Source organism: Streptomyces sp. NPDC056160 (assembly GCF_042268205.1).
Lineage (GTDB): Bacteria > Actinomycetota > Actinomycetes > Streptomycetales > Streptomycetaceae > Streptomyces.
The window spans coordinates 50,964-67,417 of the sequence record NZ_JBHJUW010000021.1 but is presented as its reverse complement, the minus strand read 5'-3'; the positions used below and the strand labels follow the sequence as shown (position 1 = coordinate 67,417).

The window sequence follows — 16,454 nt, the reverse complement described above, 5'->3', positions numbered from 1 at the left end:
GCTCATGGCACCGCGCATCCTGCTGGCCCGGCACGGACAGACCCAGTGGTCACTGTCCGGCAAGCACACCGGCAGGACCGACGTGCCCCTCCTGGAGGAGGGCAGGCGCGGCGCGAAACTGCTCGGCGAGAGGCTGCACCGGGCCCCCTTCGACGGCCTGCCGGGCGTGGAGGTGCGCACCAGCCCGCTGGTACGCGCGCGTGAGACGTGCGAACTGGCCGGCTTCGGCGAGCGCGCCCAGTGCTGGGACACGCTCATGGAGTGGGACTACGGCGCCTACGAGGGCATGACCCCGCAGCAGATCCAGGCCGAGAACCCCGGCTGGTTCATCTGGCGCGACGGCGTCCCGCGCGGGGAGACGCTCGCCGAGGTCACCGCCCGGGCCGACGAGGTGGTGGCCTGGGCGCGCGCCGAGGACCGCGACGTACTGGTCTTCGCCCACGGGCACATCCTGCGGTCGATCGGCGCGCGGTGGCTCGGCCTGCCGCTCGACTTCGCCGCGCGCGTCCGCCTCAACCCCACGTCGCTGTCGGTGCTCGGCTGGGCGTACGGCGAACCCGCCCTGGAGAGCTGGAACGACGTGGGGCACCTGGCCGCCTAGGAGCCGTCGGCACGTTCTTTCCGTCCGCTCGGCGGCGGCCGGGCGTCACGCGGTCCGGGGTGTGCTCGCGTGCCGTTCCAGGAAGGCCGAGACACCGCCGGCCCGCCGGTGCGGCGACAGCAGGCGTGCCGTCCCCGCCAGCATCGTCTGGACCCGCGAGGACTGGACCTGGTCCAGGAGGTCCAGGACCCGCATCCCGGCCGCCGCCGCCTCGTCGGGGCGGCCCCCGCGCGCGAGGTCGTCGGCCAGCTGGGCCGTGTACAGCGCGATGTTCCGGGTGAAGTGCGGGTCCTGGAGCGCCGCCGCCCGCCGCGCGTGCCGTGCCGCCCGCGGCCAGTCGCCCAGGGTCGACCAGCACTGGGCCTCCAGCCCCTCCAGCTCGGCCTCGCCGTAGAAGCTCATCCACTCGGGGTCGGCGTCCGAGGGGCCCCGCCCGTACAGCGCCTGCGCGCGCGTGAGCGCCTGTGCGCAGCCGGTGCGGTCGGCGAGCCCCGCCCAGCCGCCGGCCTCGCGCAGCGCGAGCAGGGACATCAGCCGCGGCGAGCCGAGTGAGCGGGCGGCGCGCTGGGCCGCCTGCGCCGCCCGCACCGCCTCCCGGGGCCGGCCCGCGTCCCGCGCGAGGAACGCGGTGTTGCAGAACGCGTGTGCCTCCAGGGCGTCGTCGCCGGTCATCCGGGCGGTGGCCAGTGCCTCGGCGTAGTGCGAGCGGGCGTCGTCGAACCGGCCCGAGTCATGGGCCAGCCAGCCCACCGAGATGGCGAGTTCACCGGCGCCCGCGTGCAGCCGGTCGGCCGTGGTCTGCCGGGTCGCGCCGGCGTCGAGCAGGGCGTACGCGGCACGCAGCGGAGCCGCCGCGCGGCGGTAGAGGCCGTCCGCTCCGTGCCGGTCGTCCAGCAGCCGGATCCTGCGGACGGCCTCTTCGAGGGCGCCCGCGTCGCTCGCGCCGGCGCGGCGGAGGGGGCGGCCCGCGGCCGACGCGTCGAAGGCGAGCCCCAGGGGCCCCAGCGAGGCGGCGGCCACCGTGGCGCCCCCGCGGGTCATGAATGCGCGACGCAGCACGTCGCTCTCCTCGTGGTTCTCGTGCGGGTGGTACAGGTCTTGCCCGTCGTGCAGTTGGTGCTGGTCGTGCCGGTCGTGCTCGTTGGGCTGGTGGTACTGGTGCTGCTGGTCGTACTGGTGCTGCTGGTGGTGCGGACGGGCCGTGCCCGTCGTCCCGGCGGGGGCGGGCCCGGCCTGCGCCGGGAGCTCGGCGCGTGCCGCGCGCCCGCGCACGGACGAGCGGGGCGAGAACCCCAGGTCGGTCAGCGTGCGGCCCGGGAACATGTGCAGGAACACACGTTCGTAGGCGTAGTTGGGGCAGCGGATCTCGCCCGCCTCCACCCGGCCGATGTAGCGCGCGTCGCAGCTGACCCGCTCGCCGATCTCGCGGGCGGCACGCCGCACCGCCGCGGCGAACTCGGCCGGTGAGCGCTGTCCGCGCAGGTGCCGGAAGGCGAGGTTCGGCCGCGGCGGCCGGGGGGACTGGGACGAGGTCACCGTCGACGACGTCATGGCCGGGCCCTCTCGTGCGAACCGTCGAACCATGCCGGATTCGGGGTGAGTTACCCGGGTTGCCCCAGTGACACCCTGTTTCCGACGAGCAAGAACGTACCGGTTGTGTCCGCTCCGCCACGCAGTGTTTGGCTACAAACCGGATATCTCATCCACGATCTGCCATGAACTGCCATCCTTTGCGGCTGACTTCGGCCGTAGCCGTTGACGCGCCGCCGCGTTGGACCCCGTGAACCGGGAGCCGCCCGACTCCCGACCCGCTCGCGTACGAGGAGGGGTACCCGTGGTGGAGTCCGGGACGCAGACGCACGGGAGCGTCGATCACCGTCGGCCGCCGGCGCCGGAAGCCGGCTGCGACCTGGTGACGGTGCCGGCCCGGCAGGGCCTGGAGGCGGTCGACATCCTGCGCCGCGGGGCCGATGACGCCGTAGGACCCGTCCTGCACGACGACGGCGCCGACACACTCGGATTCGTGGTTCCGGCGGGCACGGCCGCGGCGTGGGACGTGCCGGGCAGCACCTGCACCAGGACGGACGGCCGCGGGCTGCGGACGGCCCCGCGGCCCCCTGTGGAGGGCTCGGACTGGCTGCTCCCGCCCGGAGAGGCCGACCTCGCGACCGACCCCGCGCTGCTGCGGCGCGCCCTCGGCGAGGCGGCCCGCATGATCGAGGCGGCCGACAGCTGCCGCTGACGGCCGGCCGGTGCGGCCTTCCGCACCCCGGGGTGCGGTCGCGCGGGACTTGCGACAATGGCGGGATGGGAAGGTCCAGAAACGCCCGCCGTGAGCGCGAGGCCGCGAAAGACGTCGTCGAGCAGGTGGACGGCGGGCTGGCGCAGCTCGTCCCCGACCGGGAGCGCGCGCGGGCCTGGACGCTGCTGATCGACGGGGCACCGCAGTCGCACGTCGACCTGGACGACCCCGCGCACCTCTCCTTCGAGTACCAGCGCAGGCTCGGGCACGTCATCGACCTCGCCGCGCCCCCGGGCAAGCCGGTCCACGTCGTCCACCTCGGCGGCGGCGCGTTCACCCTCGCCCGGTACGTCGCCGCCACCCGCCCGCGTTCCACCCAGCAGGTCGTCGAACGGGATGCCGCCCTGGTGCGGCTGGTGCGCCGCGAACTGCCCCTGGACGCCAACGCCCGGATCCGGGTGCGCTCCGCCGACGCCCGCGAAGGACTCGCCAAGGTGCCCGACGGCTGGGCCGACCTCGTCGTCGCGGACGTGTTCAGCGGCGCCCGCACCCCCGCCCACCTCACCTCGGCCGAGTTCCTGGACGAGGTCCGAAGGACCCTGAAGGCGGGCGCCGTCTTCGCCGCGAACCTCGCCGACGGGCCGCCGCTCGCCCACCTGCGCGGCCAGATCGCCACCGCCGCCGCCCGGTTCGCCGAGCTGGCCCTGGTCGCCGACCCGGCCGTGCTGCGCGGCAAGCGCTTCGGCAACGCGGTCCTCGTCGCCTCCGACCTGCCGCTGCCGGTCGCGGAGCTGACCCGTCGCGCCGCGTCCGACCCCCACCCGGGCCGGGTCGAACACGGGCGGGCGCTCACCGACTTCACGGGCGGCGCCGCCCCCGTGACGGACGCGGCGGCCGTGGCCTCACCGGCACCGCCGCCCTCCGTCTTCCGCTGATCTCGGCGGCCCGGCGGCCCGGCGGCCCGGCGGTTCAGCGGCCTCGGCGGCGGGACCTAGTAGTTGCCGACTTCCACCCGCGGCGGACCGTCGTGCCAGGAGCAGATGACCGACACCCGGTCCGGGCCGGAGGTGAACTCGACCCGGATCCAGGTCGACGTCTTCCACACCTGCATCGACCACCCGGTGCCCGGGGTCGCCGAGACGAGCGTCGCGGAGGCCTGGCCCAGGTCGAGGACCACCCGGCCGCCCGCGGTGTCGTAACCCTTCACCTTCCCGGCAGCGCCGGACGTGCCGGTGGAACCGGTGGAACCGGAAGATCCGGCGGAGCCTGCTGACCCCGCGGCCGAACCGCCCGCGCCCGCCGGCGGCGTGGTGTGCGTGCTACGCGCGGTGCCCGGGGCGCTCGGGGCGGGCCCGGCGGGGGTACGGGACGGCCCGGCGGGCGGGGCGGAAGCGCTCGTCGAAGGCGCCGGGAGGTGCGTGGCGGAGCCGGGCGGGCCGGACTCCCGCGCGTCCGCGCCGGCCGCCGTGATGGGCAGGGCGCGCGGCGGGTCGTAGGCGGTGCCCGCCATCACCGTGTGGACACCCCACCACGACAGCGTGACCGCGGCGCTCGTCGCCAGCGACCACGCCAGTACGTGTACGAGTCCTCTGCGCATCGGCGCCATCCTGCCGCATGCGTCCCGCGGGTGTCCCGGGCGGCCCGGGCGACCCGGGCGACCCGGTCGTCGTGGGTGGCGAGGGGGAGCGGCCGGGCCGGGAACAGGGTCGTCCACAGGCTGCGGGAGCCCCCCGCCCGACGTTGTCCACAGGCCCGCACCGGGTGTGTCCGTATGGCGTACGGTGCGGCGCATGGCAAGTGTGCTCGTGGTCGAGGACGACCAGTTCGTACGCTCGGCGCTCATCCGTCACCTGACCGACGCCTCGCACACCGTGCGCAGTGTCGGGACGGCGCTGGAGGCGCTGCGCGAGGTCGCCCACTTCCGCTTCGACGTGGTCGTCCTGGACCTCGGACTGCCCGACCTGGACGGCGCCCAGGCCCTGAAGATGCTGCGCGGCATCACCGACGTGCCCGTCATCGTCGCCACCGCACGGGACGACGAGGCGGAGATCGTCCGCCTGCTCAACGACGGGGCGGACGACTACCTGACCAAGCCGTTCTCGGTCGAGCACCTGTCGGCGCGCATGGCCGCCGTACTGCGGCGGGCCCGCTCCGGCCCCGCCGAGACCGCGCCGTCCACCGTCCTGCGCGTGGGCGGGCTGACCGTCGACCCGCTGCGCCGTCAGGCCGAGCTGGACGGAGCCCGACTCGACCTGACCCGCCGCGAGTTCGACCTGCTGGCCTTCCTCGCCGGACGGCCCGGCGTCGTCGTGGCCCGCAGGGAACTGCTCGCCGAGGTGTGGCAGCAGTCCTACGGCGACGACCAGACCATCGACGTCCACCTCTCCTGGCTGCGGCGGAAGCTGGGCGAGACCGCCGCACGCCCCCGCTACCTGCACACGCTGCGGGGCGTGGGCGTGAAGCTGGAGCCACCCGGGGCGGAGCCGTCGCGATGAGGTGGGCGCTGGTCAAGGTCTGCCTGGCGGTCACCACGATGGTCGTCGTCGCCTTCGCGGTGCCGCTCGGCCTGGTCGTCAAGGAGATGGCCCGCGACCGCGCCTTCTCCCACGCCGAACGCCAGGCCGCGGCCGTCGCACCCGCCCTGTCCATCACCACCGAGCGCGACCAGTTGGAGCGGGTCGTCGCCTCGGCGGGCTCGGATGCCCGGATGGCCGTGCACATACCGGCCACCGAGGGCGGACGCGCCGTCGACATCGGCCGGCGGTGGGCCGCCGGGGCGGACATCGCCACCGTCCGGCGGATGGGCCGCGCCTCCACCACCGAGGTGCCCGGCGGATCCACGCTGCTCCAGCCGGTCGCGCTCAGCTCCGGTGCCATCGCGGTCGTCGAGGTCTACGTCCCCGAGACCGAGGTCGGCAACGGCGTGGGCACGGCCTGGGCGGTGCTCGCCGGTGTCGGCGCCGCGCTGATCGTCGGCTCGGTCGCCGTCGCCGACCGGCTCGGCGTCCGCATGGTGCGGCCCGCGCGGCGGCTCGCCCAGGGCGCGCACGAACTGGGGGAGGGCAAACTGGGCGCGCGGGTGCCCGAGGAGGGACCGCCCGAACTGCGCCGGGCGGCCGTCGCGTTCAACTCCATGGCCGACCAGGTCGTCCAGCTCCTCGCGGGCGAACGGGAACTGGCCGCCGACCTGTCCCACCGGCTGCGTACGCCGCTGACCGTGCTGCGGCTCAACGCCGCCTCGCTCGGGCAGGGCCCGGCCGCCGAGCAGACCCGCGCGGCGGTCGCCCAACTGGAGCGCGAGGTCGACACCATCATCCGGACCGCCCGCCAGGCCAAGCCGCGCACGGCGGCGGCCGAAGCGGGCGCGGGCTGCGACGTGGCCGAGGTGGTCAGGGAACGGATGGGGTTCTGGTCCGCGCTCGCGGAGGACGAGGGCCGTACGTGGCGGCTGGCCGGGGTCGAGCGGCCGGCCCGTGCACCGGTGGCCCGCGCCGACCTCGCCGCGGCCCTGGACGCCCTGCTCGGCAACGTCTTCCGGCACACCGCCGAGGGCACGGCGTTCGCCGTCGACGTGCACCACGCGGAGGACGCGGTGATCGTGCTCGTCTCCGACGCGGGCCCCGGCATACCCGACCCGGCCGCCGCCATGCTGCGCGGCCGGGGTTCGGGGAGCGAGGGCTCCACCGGGCTCGGCCTGGACATCGTGCGCCGCCTGGCCGAGGCGACCGGCGGCGACGTCCGGATCGGCTCCTCCGTGCTCGGCGGCACCGAGGTGCGCCTCTGGCTGCAACGGGACGGCCGTCGGCCGGCACGCAAAGGCCACCGGGGCACCGTCGGCCGCCGGCGTACGGCGGTGGGCTGAGCAGGCGCCGCCGACGGCCGGGGACGCCCGCGGGCCGTGGGACGCCTGCGGGGCAGCGGTCGGGGCGACGGCCGCAAAGGGCGTGCGGGGCGACGGCCGCGAAGTGCGTGCGGGGCAGCGGTCAGGGCGACGGCCGCGAAGTGTGTGCGGGCGGTGGCCGAGGAGGCCGCGTGGTGGCTTGCCCGGACGCGGCCGTGCAAGCCACGACAGGCACGGTCAGGGGCGTACGCGGGACCGGGCGGCGGCCGCGGGACGGCGGCGACCTTTAACCGGCCCCGATGCCTTCCTTAAGCGCACCCTAAGAACCTCGACTGCCGTCCGGATCCGCCTGATTGCCCGGTTCCGCATCGCTAGCGTGCTGCCGCACCCACCCCCTCCGGGGCAGCCCCAGGGCCGTCCCCGGACCCCTGAACAGCGAAGGCAGGCACGCACGATGAGCACGCACCGGCGCAGGATCAGCGGCAGGAACAAGGTGTTGGGCGGCCTCGTGGCGGCGGCCGCGGTCGGCGGCGGGGCCTTCGTGTTCACCGCCACCGCGCAGGCCGCCGGGACCGGTGCCGCGTACACGAGGACCAGCGACTGGTCGACGGGCTACACCGCGCAGTACGTCGTCACCAACAACAGCGGCGGGACGCAGCGGGACTGGACGCTGGAGTTCGACCTGCCGACGGGCACGAAGCTGGGCTCGCTGTGGAACGGTGAGGCCGCTGTCAGCGGGCGGCACGTCACCGTCAAGCCCGCCAAATGGGACACCGCCGGGCTCGCCCCCGGCAAGTCCGTCACCGTCGGCTTCGTCGTCGACGGCACCGGCGCCCCGACCGGCTGCCGGATCGACGGCGCCGCGTGCTCGGCGGACGACGGCGCCACCCCGCAACCCAGCGGGCGCCCCACCCGGTCCGCGAGCCCGTCCCCGACGCCCCGCCCCACCTCCACTCCCGCCCCCACGAAGACGCCGACCGCCGACCCCACCCCCTCGCCGAGCACCGGCACCGGCACCACCACCGGCTCGGGCTTCGCGCCCTACGTCGACACCTCCCTCTACCCCGCCTTCGACCTGACGGCGAGCGCCGACGCGACCGGCGTGAAGAACTACAACCTCGCCTTCGTCACCGACGGCGGCGGCTGCACCCCCAAGTGGGGCGGCGTCACCGATCTCGGCAGCGACGGCGTCGCCTCCCAGATCGGCGCGCTGCGTGCCAAGGGCGGCGACGTGCGGGTCTCCTTCGGCGGCGCCAACGGGGCCGAGCTGGCGACGACCTGCTCCTCGGCGGACGCGCTGGCGGCGGCGTACGGCAAGGCCGTCGACCGGTTCGAGCTCACCAAGGTCGACTTCGACATCGAGGGCGGCGCGCTGGCGAACACCGCCGCCAACACCCGCCGCGCCCAGGCCATCGCCGAGCTCCAGCGCCAGCACCCCGGCCTGGACGTCTCCTTCACCCTCCCCGTCATGCCCGAGGGCCTCACCCAGGACGGCGTGAACCTGCTGGCGGACGCCAAGTCCGGCGGTGTGAGGATCTCCACCGTCAACATCATGGCGATGGACTACGGCGCCTCGTACAACGGCGACATGGGCACCTACGCCGAGCAGGCCGCCACCGCCACCCAGGCCCAGATCAAGAGCGTGCTCGGCCTGTCCGACAGCGCCGCCTGGAAGGCGGTCGCCGTCACCCCGATGATCGGCGTGAACGACGTCTCCACCGAGGTCTTCAAGGTCGACGACGCCACCCAGCTGGTGGACTTCGCCAAGACCAAGGGCCTCGGCGGGCTTTCCATGTGGTCGGCCACCCGCGACAAGCAGTGCGCCGGCGGCCCCAAGCCCACCGCCGACGCCACGTGCAGCTCCATCGCGCAGGAACCGTACGCATTCACCAAGGCCTTCGGCGCCTACAAGTGACCGGTGGCAAGTGACCGGGGGGCGCGGCACTCCCCTCCGGCTCCCCTGTGCCGCGCCCCCCGCTTGCCCCCCGCTTGCCCCCGCCCGCCCCGCCCGCCCCCGAGCGGACGGGGGCCCGTACGTCAGACGGCGTTCACCGGCGGCAGCTGACCGGTCCGGGCCGCCCTCCCGTACCAGTGGGCACTGGACTTCGGCGTCCGGGCGAGGGTCGCGTAGTCCACGTACACCGCACCGAACCGCTTGGCATAGCCGTAGGCCCACTCGAAGTTGTCCATCAGGGACCACAGGTAGTAGCCGCGGACGTCGGCCCCGTCCGCGTTGGCCCGGTGGATCGCCGCGAGGTGCCCGTGCAGGTAGGCGATGCGCTCCGGGTCGCGCACGCGGCCGTCGTCGTCCACCTTGTCGGGGTAGGCCGCGCCGTTCTCCGTGACGTAGAGGGGGACTCCGGGAGCCTCGCGGGTGTAGCGCATGATCAGCTCGTGCAGGCCGCCCGGGTCGATCGTCCAGCCCATCTCCGTACGGTCGCCCGGGGCCTGGTGGAACGCCACGTCCTCCGAGCCCGGCCACGGCGAGTGCGCGCTCGACCCGTGCCCGTCCGCGCGCGGTCCCTCGGGGGCCGTGTCCGGCGACGACACCAGCGCGGTCGTGTAGTAGTTGAGGCCGAGCGCGTCCAGCGGCTGCCGGACGGCGCGCAGGTCCCCGTCGAGGACGTACGACCAGTCCGTGACCGACGAGGTCGCCTCCAGCAGCGAGGCCGGGTACGCGCCGTGCAGGATCGGGCCGTGGAAGACACCGCAGGCCAGGTCGTCGATGCGCCGCGCCGCCGCCAGGTCCGCCGGGTGCTGCGACAGCGGGCGGATCACCTGCGAGTTGAGACTCACGGCGACCGAGGCGCCGGCCGGCAGCACCGAGCGCAGTGCCTGTGTGCCCAGGCCGTGGGCGAGGTTCAGGTGGTGCGCGGCGCGCAGGGCGGCCAGGGGCTCGGTGCGGCCGGGCGCGTGTACCCCGGAGCCGTAGCCCAGGAAGGCGCTGCACCAGGGCTCGTTGAGCGTGGTCCACTGGTCCACACGGTCGCCGAGTGCCTCGCCGACGAGCTGCGCGTACTCGGCGAAGCGCAGCGCGGTCTCGCGCTCGGGCCAGCCGCCCGCGTCCTCCAGCTCCTGCGGCAGGTCCCAGTGGTAGAGCGTGACGGAGGGCTTGATGCCGTGGGACAGCAGTTCGTCGACCAGCCGCCGGTAGAAGTCCAGGCCCGCCTGTGCGGCGGGGCCGCGGCCGGTGGGCTGCACGCGGGGCCAGGAGACCGAGAAGCGGTAGGCGTTCAGGCCGAGTTCCGCCATCATGGCCACGTCGTCGCGGTAGCGGTGGTAGTGGTCGACGGCGATGTCACCGGTGTCGCCGTCGGCCGTCGCGCCCGGCGTACGGCTGAAGGTGTCCCAGATCGAGGGGGTGCGGCCGTCCTCCCGCACGGCGCCCTCGATCTGGTACGCGGAGGTCGCCGCGCCCCACAGGAAGGCGGGAGGAAAGGTCACGGTCTTCGGTTCGGGCATGGAATCGCTCCCACGAGTCGGGTGGGCCCCATTATGCATGGGAGCGCTCCCACCGTGAAAGAGGGGCCCGGGATGGCCGCACGCCGTGGTGCCGGTGCCCCGGGGACCTTCTGATGGATCTCCGCGGCGTCGCGACCCTGGCCGCCGGGAGTCACGCGCCGGGGCCATCGCTCACGCGGACGCCCGCACCACCAGTTCCGTCGGCAGCACCACTTCGCGGTGGCCGGTGCCGCGGTGGGCGATCTCGTCCAGCAGGAGGTCCGCCATGGTGCGGCCCATCTCCTCCAGCGGCTGGCGGACGCTGGTCAGCGGAGGGTCGATGTGCCGCGCGACGATCGAGTCGTCGAAGCCGACGAGGGCGACGTCCTGCGGCACCCGCAGGCCCGAGGCGCGCAGTTCCAGGACGGCACCCGAGGCCATCACGTCGGAGGCGGCGAAGACGGCGTCGAGGCCGGGCCGCCGGCGCAGCAGCTCGCGCATGGCGGCGCGTCCGCCCTCCTCCGTGAAGTCGCCCCGCGCGACGAGGTCGTCGTCGACGGGGAGACCGGCCTCCTCCAGTGCCGCCCGGTACCCGTCGAGCCGGGCCCGGGCCGCGTCCATGTCCAGCGGCCCCGTGATGGTGCCGATGCTCCGGCGCCCGCCCGCCAGCAGGTGCCGCACCGCGGCCCGGGCGCCGCCGCTGTTGTCCGCGCGGACGTGGCCCAGCCGCTCCCGGTCGCTGCGCCGCCCGGCCAGCACGGTCGGCACCGCCAGTTCCTCCAGCCGGTCGGGGAGCGTGTCCTCGCTGTGCACCGCCATCATGAGGACGCCGTCCACGCGTTGCGCGGACAGGTACGTGGCGAGTCGCGCGTACTCCTTCTCGTCCCGCGCCAGGACCAGCAGCAACTGCATGCCCGCGCTGGCCAGTCCGGTGGAGACGCCCCGGATGATCCCCGAGAAGTAGGGCTCGGAGAAGAGCCGGGTCTCGGCCTCCGGGACGACCAGGGCCACCGAGTCGGTGCGGCGGGTGACCAGGGAGCGGGCGGCGCGGTTGGGGACGTAGCCGAGTTCCGCGATGGCCTGCTCCACGGCCGCGCGCGAGCGGTCGCTCACCTTGGGCGAGCCGTTGATCACCCGGGAGACCGTGCCCCGGCCGACCCCGGCGCGGGCGGCCACGGCGTTCAGGGTCGGGCGCCGGACGTCCGCCGGCCTCGGCGGCGGTGGGACGGGGCTCATCGTTCACCTTCCGGCGGTTGCGGTGGGGGTCCGCTCATTCTGGCCCAGAAATTCCGGCCACCGCCCCTGGCGTCCGGCTGCGGGGCGGGTCCGGACCGTTGACCTGGCCGTGACCTGCGTGAATCCTGCGGGGGAGCGGTCGGTGTCCGGCGGGTTACGGGGCGGGGCGTGACACGTTCACGTGACGTGCGGAACACGCTTGCGCAACAACGCCGTTTTCAAGTCTTGACACCTGGCCCGGCAGCAAGGAGTCTTCCGGCATGCCGCGTGGGAGCGGTCCCACGGAGCGTCGGGACTCTCTCCCGTGTGGACCCAAGTACCGATGGCCCTTCCCTCTACCTCGCATGGCACACCGTTGACCAGCACCTTCGCACCGCACGCCGCGTGCTGTGGGCGAGCCGCTGCTCGAACCGAGAGGGCAGGTCCCGACCGCCGGTTTTCCGGCGGTCTGATTCCTGAGGTCCCGTTCCCACTGGAACAAGGAGTAGTGGAATGCGCATCACCCGTACCGGCGGCGGTCGCGGCCGCAGAGCAGCGGCCTTGACCACGACGGTCCTGACGGCCTCGGCCCTGCTGCTGACCGGTTGCAGCAGCGACGGTGACTCGGACAGTTCGGATGCCAACGGGAAGATCACCCTCAAGGTGGCCGACTTCGGGCAGTTCGGCTACAAGGAGGCCGGTCTGTTCGCCCAGTACCAGAAGCTGCACCCGAACATCACGGTGAAGGAAGAGACCACCGCGAACGAGCAGGACTACTACCCGAAGCTGCTTCAGCAGCTGAACGCGGGCAACGGTCTGGCGGACGTCACGGGTATCGAGGTCGGGCGCATCAAGGAGGTCGTCGACACCCAGGCGGGCAAGTTCACCGACCTGAGCAAGTCGATCAACGTCGCCGACTGGGTGTCCTGGAAGGAGAAGCAGGCCACCGCGAAGGACGGCTCGGTCATCGGCGCCGGCACCGACATCGGCCCCATGTCGCTGTGCTACCGCCGGGACCTCTTCCAGCAGGCCGGCCTGCCCAGCGACCGCGAGGCCGTCGCCAAGGCCGTCGCGGGCGGCTGGGAGGACTACATCAAGCTCGGCGAGCAGTACAAGAAGAAGGCGCCGTCCGGCACTTACTTCATGGACTCCGCGAGCGCCATGTACAACGCGGTCGTCAGCTCGTCCCCGAAGCAGTACTACGACGCCGACGGCAAGGCGGTCTACAAGGACAGCGAGTCCGTCAAGCAGGGCTGGAACCTGGCCGCCGAGGCCGCCGCGAAGAAGCTGAGCCAGGGCGTGCCGCAGTTCCAGGACCCCTGGCAGGCGGCGCTGCGCAAGGGCACCATCGCCTCCATGGCGTGCCCGGCCTGGATGGCGGCCCAGATCACGACCTACTCCGGCGACAACTACAAGGGCAAGTGGGACATCGCCCGTGCGCCCGGTTCGGCCGCGGCCAACTGGGGTGGTTCCTTCCTCGCCGTGCCCAAGAGCGGAAAGCACGTCAAGGAGGCCACCGACCTGGTCAAGTGGCTGACCGCGCCCGAGCAGCAGGCCGCCGTGTTCAAGGCGGTCGGTGTCTTCCCGTCGAACAAGGGCGCCTACGAGCTGGCCAGCGTGAAGAGCGCGAAGCTGCCGTACTTCAATGACGCCCCGATCGGCCAGATCTACGCCGACGAGGCCAAGTCCATCCCCGAGGCGGTGCTCGGCCCGAAGGACGCCGCGATCAAGGACACGATCTCCACGCAGATCAACAACATGGAGCAGCGCGGTACTTCGCCCGAGAAGGCGTGGGGCGCCGCGACCGAGTCCATCGACAAGGCGATCGGCTGACAGCAGCCGGCTGACCCCCGCCGGTGCGGGCGGCCCCTCCGGCCGCCCGCACCGCCCTCGCCCCCGGCGTCGCGCGACGGCCGCCGACGCGGGGGGACGACCACATCAGGCCCGGCCGTCGAACACCGGGCGGCAGTGGCGTTCCTGAGAACCGGGGCATAGGGCGGGGCGGGCTTCGTCCGGTGCCGCCGAGGGGCAGGGCTGTTCGGGCCGCCCGGGCTGTCCGGGATGCCTGGACCGTGCGTGCCGCCTGGGCCGCTCGGTCTTCTGGCTCACCTGGTCCTCCTGGCTCCCTGGCCGGCCTGACCCGCTTGGCCTTTCCTGGTCATCTGGTGCGCCTGATCGGCGTGTTGTGGGGCTGCCTGCCTGCCTGTTGGTGGCTTGGTGGCTTGGTGGCTTGGTGGCTTGGCGGCTTCGGGGCTTCGGGGCTTCGGGGCCCGTCGGGCTGGTCGGCGGGCTGGGAGTGGGGCCGGGAGGCCGACCGGCCGGCGGTTGGCTGATCGGTGGGTTGGGCGAGGTGGTTCGGTTGGGTGGTCGGGCTGGTGATGTGGCTTGGCCGGGTGGGCCGGGTCGCCGCCCCGGCCGGGCGGCGGCTGCTTCGGTCGCCGTACGGGCCAGGGCGCCGCGTCATGGGGAGCCTCCGGGGCCCGACCGGTCCGCCGGGCCGGTGCGGACCGCCCACGACCCCAGGCCCCGCCCACCGCAAGAATCGCCCACCGCGCGCCCGCCCTGGACGCCGCGCCGGCCCCGGACTCCGTGCCGCCCAGGCCCGGACCCACCCCGGCATTCCACCCCCGGACTCCGCACTCGACCCCACCCCCCGGACCTCACCCCGACCCACCACCCCCCCGCGGCCCGGTCACCGGAGCCCACGGCCCGTCCAGGAACGTCAGGCCGTGGCGCGGAAAGCCGCCGCCCGAGCCGTACCGATCAACCGCGCAGGGAGCGGCGGGGACTTCGCGGACCCGGCGCCGACCGACCCGTGAACACGGCTCCCGCCTCCGCCCCGCTCCCCTCCCCCTACCCGGCCGAAACCTCCCAGGGAAGGACTCCCTCCGTGGCAACGACAACCCCCACCCGGGGCGCCTACACCCCGCCACCCGGCGGCTCCGGCGCCCAGCCGAACGGACGCGGCAAGTGGCGTTCCCGGCTGTGGCGCCTCGACGACAAGGTGTCGCCGTACGCGTACATCGCCCCCTTCTTCCTCGTCTTCGGCGCCTTCGGGCTCTACCCGCTCCTCTACACCGGCTGGATCGCCCTGCACCGGGTGGAGCTGACGGCCCTCGACCAGTCGCAGTGGGTCGGCTTCGACAACTTCTCCAAGATCCTCCAGGACTCGGAGTTCTGGACGGCCGTCTCCAACACCTTCGTCATCGGCGTCATCTCGACCGTCCCGCAGTTGCTCGTGGCGCTGGGCCTCGCCCACCTGCTCAACTACAAGCTGCGCGCCAGCACGTTCTGGCGGACGGTGATCCTCACCCCGTACGCCACCTCGGTGGCCACCGCCGCCCTGGTCTTCGCCCTGGTCTTCCGCGCCGACGGCGGCTTCCTCAACTGGGTGCTGCACTTCTTCGGTGCGGGCAACACCGACTGGGGCAACGGTGAGTGGACCTCCAAGATCGCCATCTCGGTCATCGTGATCTGGCGCTGGACCGGCTACAACGCCCTGATCTACCTCGCGGCCATGCAGGCGGTGCCGGCCGACCTGTACGAGGCGGCGTCGATCGACGGGGCCACGCGCTGGCAGCAGTTCCGCAAGGTGACCATCCCCTCGCTGCGGCCGACGATCCTGTTCACCATCGTCATCTCGACGATCGGCTCCATGCAGCTGTTCGGTGAGCCGCTGCTGCTCCAGGGCGGCACGCTCGGTGCCGTCGGAGGCAGCGAGCACCAGTACGAGACCCTCAGCATCTACCTCTACAACTACGGCTGGAAGCTGCAGCATCTGGGCCCGGCCGCGGCCGTGGCCTGGGCCATGCTCGTCCTGCTGCTGCTCATCGCACTGATCAACTGGATCGTCGGCCGGCTCGTGCGCAAGAGCGCGGCCTGACGGGAGCGATATCGATGACCACGACTCATCCCGCCAAGAGCGCACCGGCCCTCGCCCCGGCATCGCTGCCCGCCTCCCCGGAACGGGGCCGCGGCCGTTTCAAGATGGGCGCCGGACAGCAGCTCAAGGGCGGCCCGTTCACCTACATCGCCCTCGTCGTCGTCGGCCTGGGTTCGATCTTCCCGCTGTACTGGACGCTGGTGGCCGCCTCCCACGACCAGCAGCGGGTCCTCGACAGCCCGCCGCCGCTGATCCCGGGCGGCAAGCTGTGGCACAACCTCCAGGCGGCCTGGGAACAGGCCAACCTCGGCAAGGCCATCGTCAACAGTGTCATCGTGGCCGGCTCCATCACCGTGGCCACGCTGTTCTTCTGCACGCTCGCCGGGTACGCCTTCGCCAAGATGCGCTTCCGGGGCCGGGGCGCGCTGATGACCGCGGTCATCGCCACCCTGACGATCCCGCCGCAGCTCAGCGTCGTCCCGCTGTTCATGCTGATGGCGGACATCGGGTGGGGCAACAAGCTGGAGTCGGTGATCTTCCCGACCCTGGTCGGCGCCTTCGGTGTCTTCTTCATGCGCCAGTACCTGCTGGAGGCCCTGCCCTACGAGCTGATCGAGGCCGCCAAGGTCGACGGGGCGAGCAACATCCGCATCGTGTGGAACGTCGTGCTGCCCGCCGCGCGCCCGGCGATGATGGTGCTCGGCATGCTCACCTTCGTTCAGGCGTGGAACGACTTCTTCTGGCCCTTCCTCGCCCTGAGCCAGGAGAACCCCACCCTCCAGGTGGCGCTCGGCCAGCTCAGCGCGTCCTACACCCCCGACCAGAGCATCGTCATGGCCGGAGCGCTGATCAGCACACTGCCCCTGCTGCTGGTCTTCATCGTCTTCGGCAAGCAGATCGTCGGCGGCATCATGGCGGGCGCAGTCAAGGGCTGACCGCCGGACCGCCGGACCACCGGACCGCCGGACCGGCGCCACGGACCGGCGGCCCGGCACCACGGACCGGCCGCGACCACTGACCGGCCGGCACCATGCCCCGGCCCGGACCCGCCTGTACAACCCGTACACCTCGTACAACCCGTACAACCCGCAAAACCGTTCCGCCCCGACCCCGACCCCGACCCCGACCCCGGCCCGCACCGGCCGCCCCGCCCCCGTCCCCGACCCCGGCCCGCACCGGCCGCCCCGCGGCGGGCCCACGGTGCGGGAGGCGACGTAGAAGTCGGAGGTGG

Annotated in this window: 13 protein-coding genes; 9 read left to right on the top strand and 4 right to left on the bottom strand. The window is 73.4% G+C overall.

Annotation, left to right across the window (positions count from 1 at the left end; genetic code table 11):
- The first annotated feature begins 4 nt into the window (after positions 1 to 4).
- A complete protein-coding gene (locus ACFC02_RS10665; protein ID WP_376355081.1) occupies positions 5 to 601 on the top strand; it encodes a histidine phosphatase family protein in 597 nt (198 codons plus the stop codon).
- A gap of 45 nt (positions 602 to 646) precedes the next feature.
- Here the strand turns inward: ACFC02_RS10665 and ACFC02_RS10660 are convergent, their stop codons facing one another.
- Positions 647 to 2,152, bottom strand: a complete 1,506-nt coding sequence (locus ACFC02_RS10660) for a hypothetical protein (RefSeq protein WP_376355079.1) — start codon at positions 2,150 to 2,152, stop codon at positions 647 to 649.
- Positions 2,153 to 2,435: 283 nt separating this feature from the next.
- Between ACFC02_RS10660 and ACFC02_RS10655 the strand changes: the two genes are divergently transcribed.
- Positions 2,436 to 2,843: a hypothetical protein gene (locus ACFC02_RS10655; protein ID WP_376355077.1), complete on the top strand. Its 408-nt coding sequence runs from the start codon at positions 2,436 to 2,438 to the stop codon at positions 2,841 to 2,843.
- A gap of 65 nt (positions 2,844 to 2,908) precedes the next feature.
- The gene (locus ACFC02_RS10650; RefSeq protein ID WP_376355075.1) at positions 2,909 to 3,778 is read left to right on the top strand and encodes a spermidine synthase; all 870 of its coding nucleotides are present in this window, start codon (positions 2,909 to 2,911) and stop codon (positions 3,776 to 3,778) included.
- A 56-nt stretch (positions 3,779 to 3,834) separates the two neighbouring features.
- On the opposite strand, the gene ACFC02_RS10645 is transcribed toward ACFC02_RS10650, so the two are convergent.
- Complete coding sequence (locus tag ACFC02_RS10645) at positions 3,835 to 4,440, bottom strand: hypothetical protein (RefSeq protein WP_376355073.1); 606 nt, start codon at positions 4,438 to 4,440, stop codon at positions 3,835 to 3,837.
- Positions 4,441 to 4,633: 193 nt separating this feature from the next.
- Here ACFC02_RS10645 and ACFC02_RS10640 point away from each other — a divergent pair, with 193 nt between their 5' ends.
- The 3 genes from ACFC02_RS10640 (at position 4,634) to ACFC02_RS10630 (ending at position 8,599) form a co-directional block, all read left to right on the top strand.
- The gene (locus ACFC02_RS10640; protein ID WP_376355071.1) at positions 4,634 to 5,338 is read left to right on the top strand and encodes a response regulator transcription factor; all 705 of its coding nucleotides are present in this window, start codon (positions 4,634 to 4,636) and stop codon (positions 5,336 to 5,338) included.
- Positions 5,335 to 6,705 (top strand): sensor histidine kinase, encoded by a 1,371-nt coding sequence (locus ACFC02_RS10635; protein WP_376355069.1) that lies wholly within the window; start codon positions 5,335 to 5,337, stop codon positions 6,703 to 6,705. The genes ACFC02_RS10640 and ACFC02_RS10635 overlap by 4 nt, the downstream gene beginning before the upstream one ends.
- Before the next feature lie 433 nt (positions 6,706 to 7,138).
- On the top strand, positions 7,139 to 8,599 hold the full coding sequence (locus ACFC02_RS10630; RefSeq protein ID WP_376355067.1) for a cellulose binding domain-containing protein: 1,461 nt from the start codon (positions 7,139 to 7,141) through the stop codon (positions 8,597 to 8,599).
- A 122-nt stretch (positions 8,600 to 8,721) separates the two neighbouring features.
- On the opposite strand, the gene ACFC02_RS10625 is transcribed toward ACFC02_RS10630, so the two are convergent.
- A complete protein-coding gene (locus tag ACFC02_RS10625; protein WP_376355065.1) occupies positions 8,722 to 10,146 on the bottom strand; it encodes a GH1 family beta-glucosidase in 1,425 nt (474 codons plus the stop codon).
- Positions 10,147 to 10,317: 171 nt separating this feature from the next.
- On the bottom strand, positions 10,318 to 11,361 hold the full coding sequence (locus tag ACFC02_RS10620) for a LacI family DNA-binding transcriptional regulator (RefSeq protein WP_376355063.1): 1,044 nt from the start codon (positions 11,359 to 11,361) through the stop codon (positions 10,318 to 10,320).
- 492 nt (positions 11,362 to 11,853) lie between these two features.
- Between ACFC02_RS10620 and ACFC02_RS10615 the strand changes: the two genes are divergently transcribed.
- From ACFC02_RS10615 to ACFC02_RS10605, 3 genes are all read left to right on the top strand, one after another.
- Positions 11,854 to 13,173, top strand: a complete 1,320-nt coding sequence (locus ACFC02_RS10615) for an ABC transporter substrate-binding protein (RefSeq protein WP_376355061.1) — start codon at positions 11,854 to 11,856, stop codon at positions 13,171 to 13,173.
- Between the two features lie 1,057 nt (positions 13,174 to 14,230).
- Positions 14,231 to 15,223, top strand: coding sequence for a carbohydrate ABC transporter permease (locus ACFC02_RS10610; RefSeq protein WP_376355059.1), 993 nt, complete (start codon positions 14,231 to 14,233; stop codon positions 15,221 to 15,223).
- Between the two features lie 14 nt (positions 15,224 to 15,237).
- Positions 15,238 to 16,158: a carbohydrate ABC transporter permease gene (locus tag ACFC02_RS10605; protein ID WP_360977122.1), complete on the top strand. Its 921-nt coding sequence runs from the start codon at positions 15,238 to 15,240 to the stop codon at positions 16,156 to 16,158.
- Positions 16,159 to 16,454 lie beyond the last annotated feature (296 nt).

Bases quoted from the DNA above. Each gene is read 5' to 3' on its own strand.
- ACFC02_RS10665 (WP_376355081.1), top strand. From the start codon at position 5: ATGGCACCGCGCATCCTGCTGGCCCGGCACGGACAGACCCAGTGGTCA.
- ACFC02_RS10660 (WP_376355079.1), bottom strand. From the start codon at position 2,152: ATGACGTCGTCGACGGTGACCTCGTCCCAGTCCCCCCGGCCGCCGCGG.
- ACFC02_RS10650 (WP_376355075.1), top strand. From the start codon at position 2,909: ATGGGAAGGTCCAGAAACGCCCGCCGTGAGCGCGAGGCCGCGAAAGAC.
- ACFC02_RS10645 (WP_376355073.1), bottom strand. From the start codon at position 4,440: ATGCGCAGAGGACTCGTACACGTACTGGCGTGGTCGCTGGCGACGAGC.
- ACFC02_RS10640 (WP_376355071.1), top strand. From the start codon at position 4,634: ATGGCAAGTGTGCTCGTGGTCGAGGACGACCAGTTCGTACGCTCGGCG.
- ACFC02_RS10635 (WP_376355069.1), top strand. From the start codon at position 5,335: ATGAGGTGGGCGCTGGTCAAGGTCTGCCTGGCGGTCACCACGATGGTC.
- ACFC02_RS10630 (WP_376355067.1), top strand. From the start codon at position 7,139: ATGAGCACGCACCGGCGCAGGATCAGCGGCAGGAACAAGGTGTTGGGC.
- ACFC02_RS10625 (WP_376355065.1), bottom strand. From the start codon at position 10,146: ATGCCCGAACCGAAGACCGTGACCTTTCCTCCCGCCTTCCTGTGGGGC.
- ACFC02_RS10620 (WP_376355063.1), bottom strand. From the start codon at position 11,361: ATGAGCCCCGTCCCACCGCCGCCGAGGCCGGCGGACGTCCGGCGCCCG.
- ACFC02_RS10615 (WP_376355061.1), top strand. From the start codon at position 11,854: ATGCGCATCACCCGTACCGGCGGCGGTCGCGGCCGCAGAGCAGCGGCC.
- ACFC02_RS10605 (WP_360977122.1), top strand. From the start codon at position 15,238: ATGACCACGACTCATCCCGCCAAGAGCGCACCGGCCCTCGCCCCGGCA.